The 12,260-nt window shown below is 59.2% G+C and carries 10 protein-coding genes; 4 read left to right on the top strand and 6 right to left on the bottom strand.

What is annotated here, in order from left to right:
* Positions 1–167: 167 nt before the first annotated feature.
* Positions 168–698 carry a hypothetical protein gene (locus ACVIYL_RS00495; protein WP_456777410.1) on the bottom strand — a complete coding sequence of 177 codons (531 nt, stop codon included), beginning with the start codon at positions 696–698 and terminating at the stop codon, positions 168–170.
* A 1,094-nt stretch (positions 699–1,792) separates the two neighbouring features.
* Between ACVIYL_RS00495 and ACVIYL_RS00490 the strand changes: the two genes are divergently transcribed.
* On the top strand, positions 1,793–2,074 hold the full coding sequence (locus tag ACVIYL_RS00490; RefSeq protein ID WP_456777409.1) for a hypothetical protein: 282 nt from the start codon (positions 1,793–1,795) through the stop codon (positions 2,072–2,074).
* Between the two features lie 8 nt (positions 2,075–2,082).
* On the opposite strand, the gene ACVIYL_RS00485 is transcribed toward ACVIYL_RS00490, so the two are convergent.
* Both ACVIYL_RS00485 and ACVIYL_RS00480 read right to left on the bottom strand, forming a co-directional pair.
* Positions 2,083–4,032 carry a patatin-like phospholipase family protein gene (locus ACVIYL_RS00485; RefSeq protein WP_456777408.1) on the bottom strand — a complete coding sequence of 650 codons (1,950 nt, stop codon included), beginning with the start codon at positions 4,030–4,032 and terminating at the stop codon, positions 2,083–2,085.
* Positions 4,029–4,844: a hypothetical protein gene (locus tag ACVIYL_RS00480; RefSeq protein WP_456777407.1), complete on the bottom strand. Its 816-nt coding sequence runs from the start codon at positions 4,842–4,844 to the stop codon at positions 4,029–4,031. The genes ACVIYL_RS00485 and ACVIYL_RS00480 overlap by 4 nt, the downstream gene beginning before the upstream one ends.
* A 338-nt stretch (positions 4,845–5,182) precedes the next feature.
* On the opposite strand from ACVIYL_RS00480, the gene ACVIYL_RS00475 reads away from it, so the two are divergent.
* The 3 genes from ACVIYL_RS00475 to ACVIYL_RS00465 all read left to right on the top strand — a co-directional run bounded on the left by ACVIYL_RS00475 (position 5,183) and on the right by ACVIYL_RS00465 (position 6,994).
* A complete protein-coding gene (locus ACVIYL_RS00475) occupies positions 5,183–5,962 on the top strand; it encodes a DUF3800 domain-containing protein (protein WP_456777406.1) in 780 nt (259 codons plus the stop codon).
* A gap of 123 nt (positions 5,963–6,085) precedes the next feature.
* Positions 6,086–6,367 carry a hypothetical protein gene (locus ACVIYL_RS00470; protein ID WP_456777405.1) on the top strand — a complete coding sequence of 94 codons (282 nt, stop codon included), beginning with the start codon at positions 6,086–6,088 and terminating at the stop codon, positions 6,365–6,367.
* Between the two features lie 132 nt (positions 6,368–6,499).
* Positions 6,500–6,994 (top strand): hypothetical protein, encoded by a 495-nt coding sequence (locus ACVIYL_RS00465; protein ID WP_456777404.1) that lies wholly within the window; start codon positions 6,500–6,502, stop codon positions 6,992–6,994.
* Between the two features lie 592 nt (positions 6,995–7,586).
* Here the strand turns inward: ACVIYL_RS00465 and ACVIYL_RS00460 are convergent.
* The 3 genes from ACVIYL_RS00460 to ACVIYL_RS00450 form a co-directional block, all read right to left on the bottom strand.
* A complete protein-coding gene (locus ACVIYL_RS00460) occupies positions 7,587–7,805 on the bottom strand; it encodes a hypothetical protein (RefSeq protein WP_456777403.1) in 219 nt (72 codons plus the stop codon).
* A gap of 872 nt (positions 7,806–8,677) precedes the next feature.
* Complete coding sequence (locus ACVIYL_RS00455) at positions 8,678–10,354, bottom strand: hypothetical protein (RefSeq protein WP_456777402.1); 1,677 nt, start codon at positions 10,352–10,354, stop codon at positions 8,678–8,680.
* A gap of 70 nt (positions 10,355–10,424) precedes the next feature.
* Positions 10,425–11,732: a hypothetical protein gene (locus ACVIYL_RS00450; protein WP_456777401.1), complete on the bottom strand. Its 1,308-nt coding sequence runs from the start codon at positions 11,730–11,732 to the stop codon at positions 10,425–10,427.
* Positions 11,733–12,260 lie beyond the last annotated feature (528 nt).

Genomic DNA, 12,260 nt, shown 5'->3' with positions numbered 1-12,260 from the left:
AAAGAAGCGCGCCTGCGGCGCGCAAGAGGTGTGGCTGCTTTGGCGCTCTTCCGTCGGACGGAACGTATTCGAGATGGCTCGAACCACAAACTCCAAGTGGGTCTCACAGATCAAGAACGAAACAAATGCATTGTTGGGTTTCGATCGAACCTGATTGATGCAGCGCTTCACGCAAGAGCACGAGCTGCAAATCGCTCGGCGCTCCTGGTGAGAGCAGAAAATGTTCCTGGGACAGCCTTGATCGCCTCTTTCAAAGCCTCGTTGATTGCCGTGATCAGTTCGAGATCGTGCGCCTCCGATAGACTATGAGCGTTACGGCGGCAGACGTTCGCGATCGAATGCCTTAGGTCTTGCAGCCTGGAAAGCAATTCATCTCGTTTTTGCGCAGCCTCGATGTCGCTTCCCTTTACATTATTCCATTCCCGATAGGTGGACTCGTAATCCCGCAACACTTCGTGGACGGCCCTTCCCCAAAAAGAGCCCTTTGGCTCAGCCGATGCCGCAGACACAAGCGCACTGAGCAGCTCTCTGATTTTGCGGCAGACATCTTCATCAATGCCTGATTTTTCGAGCCTCTTCAGATCCAGCTGCAGATTGACCAGGGTGTCCGAGCGGAAGAAGTTGATCGCGTATCCTGTGGTGCCGCGATGCAGTCCCGTTTTCGGGGAGCTTGCACGGCGCGATTTCGAATCCTTCATCAAAATGACCTCGCTTCAATTTGGGGAACAGATCATCCTGCCGTTCGCCCACCCGCGCTGCAGGTAGGCGCATTGCAATGCAACCAAATATCGGATGAAGCGTACGCCGACGGAAATCGCGAATTGGCTGGCTCGGGATAATTCCGCACGTTGTTGCGCAACGGTGACTCTATTGTCCGTTTCGTGCAGAAGCGCCGGATAGGATCGCCTTTGCAGGAGAGCGGCGCTCACTCGTCAGAGGAGGCGTTACAGCCGGCGGCCTTAGTGCTGCGATGCAGGGGGTGAAGCTCAACTTGAGCCGAGGGACGTGGCGCGGTCGGAGCATATTTTCAAGGACGTAGCTAGCAGAGCGGCAGCAATGCGTGGACCGAAGGACATGAGGATGCAAGAGGTCGGCTCAGCGGACACCAGCGTCAGCCGGACCAGGAACGCAGGCTGATGGGATTTTGTTCAAGTCGGCCCTACCGATCTCATAGCGATAACGCTGCTCGGAATGGCTGTTCAACGCGGTGTCAGCCTGGACCGAAGGAACGCTCTTTCGGCCGGTCATGCTTTATGCGTTGGGTATCAATCACGATCTGATGCCGCCGCAACTGTTCGACGATCGGGCGAGGATGAGAGGCTTGCCCGTGCCGAGCACACCTTCGGTCGAAAGGGCGACGGCCCGCAACCCTGGTGAGGACGCAACTGCCGTACGTCGAAGACATGCTGGCCGACGGCAGAACGTGGATTTGCGGCGAGCAACGCACGGTCGTCTGTCAGTCTTTCATCCGCTGTGGTTTTGACCGACCGGAGTGATCGGTTGGCTCACGAGTTCGCGTGGTTCGCGGCCATTGGGAGTTGGACGGAGAGGGGCCGTCATCTGGGGCACGGGGGTCCGGAACAACTGACGCCGGACCAGCCGCTGGAATTGCGCAAAACGCCGCGCCGATGAGGCAGTCAAGGAACGGGTTCGACATCAAGAGAATCCGGGGGGACTCTATGGTTGTCGTGCGAGCCGCCGACTATGCGAAAGATGCGATCGCAGGAGAGCTCGTCGCTCTCGACATGCACGAAATCGCCATCCCCGTCCGAAGTGAACGTGTGAGTGGGTCGTGATACACTTTCCGCGCATCGGCTTCGAGCTGAGAGCCGCGAAGAGCAAGTATGTCATCGACGGCGCTGACGCTGTCCTCGACCGTTCGCATCGGATCTCCCGACAGATTCTGGTCGGAGCAAGCGGCCGTGGCGTGACATGTGCGGACGTCAACCTCCTGACACAGGCGATCGACAAGAAGCTGGTGATCCCGGCGCGCCTGGAGATACGCTTCACCTGGTCAAACGGCCGGGGTGAGCGGCTGCTGCAGCTTACGCTGCCACTGACCTTCGCGACTTGAGCTCGTGGTTAGGAATGCAGCGCCGTCTCGATATATCGAAACAGCCGCATGTCGATGTTCGGTAGGATAGCGGAGGCGGTCATGGTGTGATCGGCGATTCGCATCTCGGAAAATGGGCGAGGTTCGACCGGCAACGGCTCGCGAACGCCGCTCACGACGACGGCGCGAAAGCGATTCTTTCTCATCTGGGCGAGGAAGAAAGCGCGCGTGTGCCCCTCGATGATCACCGGCCCATTTGGCGTGATCTCCAACACCGGTGGGGTTATGATGCTGAAGGATCCATCGGGCAACAGATATCGGCAGGGTGCAAAGAGATCGAACCCATTGGATTCAAGCTCCCGGATCAGCTTGTCGATCTGCAGAAGCTTGTATTCCTTGATATGGGTCTGCGAAACCCGCAACTTTCTGTCGAAAGGGACGTCTTCCATCGTGAAGTTCGCGTCCACGTATTGCGGCACGCGCCTGAGCTCCTGGTAGAGATCCTGCTCTGAGAGCCGCACGATGTTCACCTGCGACACGGTCGATATCGTGCCGCCAGAAACCACCTGAGCCGCAAGTGCATTGCCCAAATTGCGGATCACTGGAAAGTCGTGTTGGCTTCGATAGAGCCGCACTACTTCACTCGTGTAGGCGAAGTCCTGTCCGACAGCACCGTCTTCGGAGCTTATTACCGCGATCGAGTTGATACCTGGATAGTCGACCACCAAGCCCGTGAATGCGAGCGCAGAAACTTCAATGACGTCGCAGCCGAGCGACGCGAGCGATTGGCGTCGCTGTCGCTCCTTTTGCGCATCTTTCGGCGGCGGCTCTTGGACCATCACGTTGACGACGACGCCTCGCTGGACCGCGCTCGCGATGATCGGATAGATAAAGAAAAGCCAGTACGTCGACGAGTCCGAGATCCAAACGGTCTTTTGTGCTTCCGAGATCGCGTACACATAGGCAAGTAGCCGTTCGTCGAAACCCACATAGGTGGTAGCCACACGGTGACGGCCCACGATTTCCCTCTCTCGTGCGACGAAATCCTCGACCGCCCGCTGGCCGTTTGCGAAAAGCAGGTTCTTTTTCGCTCTCGTCATTTTCTCGAAATCGGTCGATTTTACGTCCGCGGTAGCGATCTCGATCGAATATATGTCGGTCTGGAGAGATTGCTGGATGCTCGTTGCTGAGGAAACAACGGTGTCGGCGATGCCAAAAACATAATCCGCCGCGTCCGCGAACTTGCTTTTGGGTGCGGAAGGATCGGCCTTCAGTCTGAACGCCAATGTTTTCTCGGCGAAGCGGCCGGGATGGCCGACGCTGGGGGGAAATACGTGGCTCGGCAAATTGGAGATCGTCCCGCCATCGACGAATACCGACTGATCGTTCGAGACGGCCTGGAAGTAGAACGGTATCGAGCAGGAAGCCTGAACGGCGAAGGCCACGGAATCTTCCGGGGTCGTCGCCGAACTCCAGATCTTAGGTCCCCTCTGCAAGACGTCGGCGGCGACCACGTAAAGTGGAATCGACAGATCGGAAAAGCGTATGGGTCTCTCCGGAAGGAGCTGGCCACCGGCGGCCAGTATCTCGCGCAGCGTCGCCTCGATCCATTCGCGCACTGCCTCGGAACTGAAGCTGCCGGAGTAGCGCACGAAGCGACCCAACATTCTTAGGAAGCCGGACGGTATGGCGGTCAGTGTTGAGGCGAACATGCCGGGTTTCGGAAACGGTACGGCATCTTCGTCGGCTGGCCCTTGTAACGCCGCCAAATCGAGCTCCAAAAGCTTTGCCTTGATCGTCTCGGGCGTACCACCGGCGGCGATGAAGGCGGCCGCAATCGATCCCGCGGAAGTGCCCGCGACGCGGTTGAATCGGATGCCGGCCTTGGTCGCGGCCTCGAACGCCCCAGCATAAGCGGCGGCACGTACCCCGCCGCCTTCGAAGACGCCGGCGCAGCTTGTGAAGTGTTCAGTTCTCACCTGTGCGCCCCGGCCAATCCGCTCAGTACGCGCTCGGCAATTTGGACGACATGCGGCGAGTAGGTCTGTCGAAGCCCGGCCAGGACACGTTCGCGCCGCGACGAAGCGCTTATGGTTTCTTGCATGAAAGTCCGCACCGCAGGTGAAAGGTGGAGCGAAAGCTTCCCCGCATAGGCAGCCAGGCGCGCGCATTGCATCACGGGGAACGGAAGCGAAGAATAGTTGAAATCGAGTGTCCGTGTCCGGAGTGCCTCAAGCATTCCTCCGTCCATGAACCGGGACGGGGAAGCTCCTCGAGATGGGAAAAACAAGCCGGCGTTTATCGTGAAATCCGTGGACCGCAGTAGATTTTCGAAGCTCGGCTCAAGGTGTAGATGCTGTATCAGAAACGTCTCGTGAACAGGCCAGATGTCGAATGCCGACGCGCCGGCTCCCGACTGGACGCCGCCGAACATCGTCGGCCGGACATCGGACGGAAGCATGTCGAGCAGATCGCCGACCTCGATGCCACGAACCACCAAGTCGATATCTCGCGGTGGACCGCCCGCGATCGAAGACCGCAGGTCACCGATCGTATCTCTCAGCCAGCCTCCAAAGACGCAGAATTGCAGGCCCCGATCGTCGAGCCCGCGGGTCAGCGTCGCGAGACGATCATTGTTGCGGAGAGCATCCTGGAACCGAGCTTCGATCTGCTTGAGCAGGGAAGGGTCGTCGACCAATTTCTGGGTCTGCTGCGCCGCAACAACGGAAACGATCTCCGCATTCGCCAGCGCGCGCTTGCGCTCCTGTCCCCAACCCAATTTATCCGTCACGCCTAACCTCGGTGAATGGGGGAACGGCAATCTGTCACCGCGACCTCCGCAAATTGAACAATAATATCGACCGGCAAGATTTCTACCACGAATTGGGCTGGTCCGGTCTTTGCGAGCCGCCCCGAAAACGCCGTCTCTCATGCTTACCAGGGGTAGCCGATTCAAGCGAGCGATCGGGGTGGTGCCGGCGGGTCCGTGCCGGCCATAGCAACACAGCCGACGCGAGGGGCTCGGCCACGGCGCGATGCCGCGAGATCTCGCACGTGACACTGATTTGAACTCAGATTAAGCTGGTGACGGGTCTGTGCCGGGGCGCCAGCTCCTGTTAGATTCTCCCAATGGAAATCAACTTTCGTTCGGTCATCGCCGAGCTTGACCGTCCTGGACGCGTGCTCGCGTTTTGCGACGATACGGACCTGACGTTCGAGGCGACGTCGACGATGGTTGGCAATCTACACCTCTACGGTGGCCTCATCCTGATGTCGCAGGCCTACGGCCCATTGGCCCACAACCTCGCCGCCTACCTTGCTGAGATCGGCCAAGTCGAATTCCACGGCACCGAAATCATCAACCCGAAGCCGACGTCGAGATGGAAATCTCTGAGCTATGCCGCACGCGTGGAGGCGCTACGTCATGTCTGCATGGCCATCCGGGACAGCGGCGGCATTTTCGTCTATGCGCGCATCTGCAAGGCGCAATACGCTAACATGCTCAACACCGCAGGCGAGGCGATCGCGGAGGATTGCCATAAGGTCGCGGTAAAGCACGTCTTCCTGCGCTCGGTCGCTGAGTATCTGGCTGCTACGCCTCCCGCGATCGTCCTCATCGATCGAGACAAGAACACGCCCGGACCGGGCCTGGTCAAGTTGGAAGGAGGCGCCACGCTCGTTGGGGGCGGCGCCATTTCCGTGAATTCGGCGCACATCATCGGCCTGCAGATGGCAGATGTCGTCGCCTATGCCATTGGGCGCTTCCTCAAGCGGCGTGACAAAATTGCAGCTAAATACCCTGCGGTCTATGACTCGTTCGACACGGCGATCATGGAATTTCTCGCCAACCTGGACGGCCGCCTTCATGACATAACAAAGCCGCTCCCGGATCTACAGCAAGCGGTTTGATGCGAGCTTGAGGCGGTCCGGTGAGTTTGCCATTTCCGATGACCTACGGAACCCTAGGATACTCCGCCATGAACCCGCAGACCCCCAAAGTTTCTGATCCAACGGCTCATCGCCCCCATCGGCATGATCGGCTCTGACTTCGAGCGTTTCGGCGGCCTCTTCCTGGACGACCTGCTTTTGACGCCGCACACCGGGTTAAACTCGCTGGGCTTTCCGGTCAGCCGCATGATCGATAGCAGCAGCGCTGATGGCGCCATCGTGGTGGAATATTCGGCTCAGTACGATTACTTCGGGCGAGGGATGTCCAAGGCAGAGAATGATCTCGCCCATGCGCTGTCTCGTCAGCCGGACGCAAAATTGATTCTTCTCCTTGCAGCCCAGCTCAACGCCCCCAAAGATCATTGAGGATTTCCGCAAGGCCGCGCTCGTGAAGCCCGAGATGCAAGGCCGCTCCCTGCGGATAGGAGGTGCCGAACGCATTGCCGAACAACTGGTCGACAAGTTCACGTTCAACGACTCCGCCGTCGAAGCATTATCTTGTATCTGCCGGTGTTGACCGAGATATGGGAGGAAGCCGCGCGCAATCGCCTGTTTCCAGCGCCCGATCCTCGGCATCAGCGACGCACCGCAGCGTCGGACGAGATCCATCGCCGCCTCGCCAGCGAGACGTGCGTGTTCCTGGGCGGCGTGGGCAGCGGAAAATCGGACACGGCAGCCGCCTACGGCGCCGACCACCGCCAGTACTACAATCTTCTGATCTGGCTCGATGGCGACAAGGTTCGCCGCGTGGAAGATTTGCGAGCAGTCCTGCTGATGCGAGGGCAAGAACGGCGCAACGTCGCCAGCCTGATGCATACCCGGAGCTGCTCGTTGGTGATCGACGATCCCAAAAGCCCACTCGATGCCGCCAGTTTGGCTACATTGCGGGCCGGGCTCCCACGTCTTGATCACGACCCGCGAACTGCAGCCCAACGTGTACGAAATGCCGCCAATGTCGCCCGCCTAAGCGCGAGCCATACTCGACGCCGATGACGCGGACACTTGTCCACGGAGCGTGTTCGATACGGCCTGGGCCCCTGTCGGCGGACACCCGCTAGCTTGGTCCTGATGAATGGCGCGGCCCGCGGCGGAGCCACCTGGCGGAACATCCAGGACGACTGCTCCGGGGTTGGGCGGCTCGCTGACAGGGGCAGCGCCTGGCGGATCGCCTCCTGCTGCGGCATCGGGATGTCTCGCAAGGTGCGCTTGCTGTCTTCGAATAGGCCGCTCAGCCGCACTGCGACGTGATTTCTGCGGTTCGTGGTAAAGCCCGCCGGCATTCGAATCTGCAGACCCGCGCCCTGACAGCGGCCTACCGTGACTCCATGGTCCGCCTGCACGACGTGGTGTTCTCCATCCTCTCGAGCCTCGACCGGTGGACCCCGGTCGGCCACGCGCAGCTCGCCGACGACCTAGCCTGGCTGCTTCGGCGCGCCGCTCAAGCGGGATGGCAACGTTGCCCAGCCCGGAGAATTCATCCAGATAGCCAACATGTCCATAGGTCCCTTTATGGATGAGCCGGTGCGACAGCCGCAATGGAATCCAAACGGCATTGGCAAGCCGTCGCTTGCGAATATCCTTTAGCCTAATCGGTTTTGGTGCCGATCAGCGAGCGTACCGGCACAACGGTATCGAGGTCTTTATTCAGCATCTCGCCGTAGGCGCAGGCGATGATGTTGGCGGCGCGCAGATTGTCGTTAAAGTCAGGCGCCGTCATGATGGCGGTTGGGCGATCAAAGCCGTAATCACTCCCCGGCATCTCGGGGGATTTCTTGGCGCTCGTGTTCAGCTTCTTCTTCGCCATCTCTGCTACAATTGGGGGGCTGGTACAAGGCGTCTCGTGCCAAGAGGCCGGATACAATGTGCTTGGTGACAAATGCCCGGGGTCACTTTCCCCTGAAAACGAGAAACAACCGTAGCGTGCCGCCCTTACCACCGCAATCATCCGCGCGGCTTCTGCAGGTGATAACTGGCGCTGAGGCTATTTCTCCTCATGGAGTTCTTCGTCCAGGATCGTTCGATGGGACCCGAAGGGCCCTCGAAATATCGAGCAGCGCGCTGGCGCCTAAGCGGTTGCCATCCTTCGGAAGCATTTTGTCACGGGTGCAAAATTTTGGATTTGCTCGAGCTGCGCGTTGGTGCTGCAAATCCAGGAGCTTATGGTAGCTTCGATTGTTCATTCGGAAGCCAGCAGCGCAAAGTCCCGCAATTTTGCCCGTCTCTTGACCAGCGACATCCTCGTTGTATGCCGCGACTGGCGAGCGACAAGAAATGCTCAGTCCGCCCACCGTCTACGCAAACGATCTGTCTGCGGCCACCAGATGATTGTGGCACCCGAACCTGCGTACGAACGAAAAGTGCGTGCAGATGTGGAAGCCCACCTCGTCGCGCCAGCGCGGCTTGGGGAGCTTAAGCGATGGATGACAAGCGCGCTGCGGCCATCGATGAATGCGCGGAAGAGGGGCGATGCCCCCAAGTCCGCCTCAATGTTCAAGCAGCCGGTTCGGCACAGCTGCTCCTGGTGCGCGGAGAACCAAGACGTTGGCCTGAGCATGTGTGCGGCGAGCGCATGTACAAAATGCAGCGACTATCGTGGACCTCCTGGTTCTCCGCCAACAGCACGATTGAGGCGTGGTCCGGTAGATTGAGTTAATCATCGAGCCGCAGCCTCAGCGGCTAATCGACGATTCCGCGAACAGGGCGCCTGCGCGATTTGCTCGCCTTGGCCGGTGGTCCGTACTTTATTTTGCCTCCGTGCGCAGTCCTGCCCTCTACAGGCCAAGAAAACACGATCATGGTGTCAGTTCCCGAATCGGTTTCCCGTACTTCGAAAGCTCCGCCGTTGGTTTCTACAATGGCACGACAATAGCCGAGACCGGAACTCGTCACCACCTCGAACGGCGTGAGCTGCGCGTGCTCGTCGGGGCTTTTGACGCGTACCGTTGTGACCAGTTTGGATCCTTTCAACGCACCACTAAATTCGTATGCGCCATGACGAGTGCCTATGATAACCATGTGGCTGAGAACCGTACGCAGTGAGGATGCCGCACCACGTACTCTCGGAACCTTGCCGAACGATGCGGTCGCATGAATACTCGGATCGAGCTCTCTCGCCGTGTTCATGGCTTCTGTCACGACGTGGTTCGGGTCAATCCAGCCAGAAGCAAACTTGCCCTCTGTAAAGACGGGGCCCATGAGGTTGCGCACTGCGACCTGCATTGCGCCAAGATCCTTCTCCACCGCGTGCAGTTCGTTCGGTACAATCTGATTGTCCGCGGTGTGTGTCCAGCCGTGTATAGTCTCGCGCACGCGCTGGTTCGACCGCGCGGCAACGCTCATGATCTCGTCTCTGACGTGCGAGTTCGCGGATTGGTAAGCCACCAGGCGATTTTGTGTGTCTGCGAGCTCGCGTCGGGCCCGTGCCTCCGCCTCCTTTGCGATTTTCAGCGCATGTTCGACTTCGCCCATCGCCTTCATGGCCAAAGATACGTCTGATCCAAGGAGACACAGACGGCCATCCGACGTGACAGTCTCCATGAATTGTATCCAAGTCGCGTCGTCGATCTGCAGCCGCCAAGTATCCTTGGAGGTCAACCGTTCATCGCGCGCCGTCTTCGCAATTGTCATTTTCCAGTCGGCAAGCGATGGAAGGACATGAGGCTCCTTTGAACGGGTTAGTCGATAGAACGCGGCATTCGCGCCGACCGGCTCGCCGCTTGCCGTCCAGATCGCCAACGGATAGGGCGCTTGATGCCACCATTCGCGATCTGTGGCTGGATCATTGACGGCGATGTCAAGTTTCCGCGCCACGCGACGACCGAGGTCAGTCAGCGCGAAGCTTGCTTCTTTTCCCGACGAGGATCGCTCGATCAGCCCCGTTCCCTGCAGAGCGCCGGTCACCCTCGATAGGTTGGACTCACGAAGGCCGAGAATGCTCATGAGCGCGATATTGCTGACAGTCTTGCCGGCGCCTGCGATTGCGCTCAGAAGCGACTTGGTATGCTTTCGATTGAGGACCTCTTCCAATGGCTGGAGCTCGGCGAACCTCGCTGACTGCGAGATCAGGTCGGCAAAGGCGCGCATCCTCTCCGACATGCCGCCGGCATTCTTACTAGCGGCAAGTGCCGCGGCGTGCCGCACCACCTCGAACCATTGCGAAAGCTCGCCGCCGAAGGATCGCGACGTTAGGGTTCGCCACGTGACGTCGCGCAGCGCGTCATAGACGCGCTCAGTCAGAGATGGCTCATTAGTCAGCGCCTTTCGAATGGCGGCGGCCGCTTCGGCCGGCGTTGCATCGCCGCGCCCAATCCGATCGAGCGATATTTCGAAGGCCTTGCGGTCGGTGTCGGACATGGGACCCGGGGCGTGAGAGCCGGTGGAACTCGTTTCAGTATGCTTTACATCGGTCTGCTTTAACGCCAAGTCAACGGTCATGTAACGTTTGGCCGCGGAAGACGCTCCAAGGGGCGTCCGTGAGAAGCTGGTTTGCCACCCAGCCCGATGAGTTCCCATCAGGGTTCAGGACGAAGCCAGCGGCCTGCTTTAGCGCCGGATAGGCCTGTTGGACGATAAAACTGCGGGTACTTCGCTCGTTGTGCAAATCCTTCGCCGTTCGGATGTGGCCATCCATGGTCACCTCGTTGCCGCACGAGGGCACAATTGCGAAGTCGACGTCGAGCCACCCATAGGGGGTATGATAGCACCTATTGCAGAAATCGAGGCAGATGCCGAAGCCGAAAAGAGCTTCTTCCAGGACCACGACCGCAAGTTCGGTCCCATGCCGAATGTCTTCCACGCGGCCTTCAGCGTCTTTGTAAGCCATCCGCTTCTTGTGCCGAGCAATTTGCACGCCGTGACCGTCGTAGATCGTAGCGATGTTGTATCGCTGGCCGTCCTCCACTTCATGCCAGGAGCCTGCCACCACGATGCCCGGTGCGTCTGGCATTTCATCCTCGGCAAGCCAAGGCTTCTCGGCCAGTTGAGTTTGAATGAGACCACGTGATTGCGGGTCGATCATGAGTTCGGGAAACACAGTGGTCAGGCAAAGTTCGTCGTGAGCGGCCTTGCACGCGTCGGAGATGATGGCTTCGCCATTGGGAATGTCGACCGCCTTGACGAAGAATCTCGTCGGTGTTTCGTCGCACTCGAAGATGGCATCAGGAAACAATACGGCACCGAATGCCGACGACTTCCTGGCCATCCGGTCAGCTTTCACGATCTGAACCCTGGCGCCGTCCACGATAGCCGGGACGAACCGAAGACGCAGGAGTCCGCGCTGGTCGAAATTGCGCATGTCCTGAGCCGGATCTCTCGCCTCTCTCCAGGCTATGCGTCCCATGGGGATGAGAAAGGCGCGATGCCCGGCGTGATCGACAAGCCAATCCTTCGGATTGGTCGGCCTCGAGCCTAGATCCTGTTCGGTGTATTCGCGCTCCAAGGCACGAAGACAGCCGCCGAGCCGCTTCACAGTTTCTTGGTAGGACTCCGTGCCATCGAATGACAGGCCGTAGTCGGGCGCTTGCATGTTGAGCGCCGCAGCAAATTCGAGGATCGCCGATTCCGGCACAAGCGAGTACAAATGTTTGATCGTCGCCGACGCCTTGGCGAGAGCGGCCCACACGATGAGCATCGCCTGTCGCAAACCGTCGTCGTCCTGGCTGCGAGGCACAGCTCTCAGATCGACTGGAATGCTGAAAGCGTTCTCCCTCCACTGCTCGTCGGTGATGTCCAAAGCCGCGCCCCAACCGAAAGTGATTCCACATTTGAGGATTCGCTGGGTTGATAGCCGACGCACAAGCGCCCCGCTACCCTTTTCAGACGCACTCTCATAACGTGTGGACGACGATCGGCTGAGCTTCGCTCGCACACTTAACCGCCGCCTGACGGGGGCCTTACTTATTCACGGATCGCTACGATCTCGTGCGTTCACGTCGCTACGATCGCACGAGATTGTACGGAATGGACAATGAAGTGTCGCCGTTCCAAGCGGCGCGCCAGGTATCGTAGGTGGCGCAGCCAGGTATCGTCAGCTCTCAGTGATGGCGGATTGGTTAGCACTTTCCCTCGCCGGCGGCTCGCATCTTGTCTTGTGTACGCCGACATTTGTGTTCAGTACGTCGAGAGGATTACCGGCGCAAATTGCGTTGCCGGAAATGCTGTCATTATAGCCAATGTAGAGGATGCCGCTGCAAGCCATCGATTTGGGCCGGCAAAGTGCCAAGCCCGCACGGTGCCGTCGGCGTGACGATCGCGTGCGCGG

This window comes from Bradyrhizobium sp. USDA 3315, from assembly GCF_054056795.1.
Note: the sequence above shows the minus strand (reverse complement) of the source record. Positions and strands in the feature narration are given on the sequence as shown.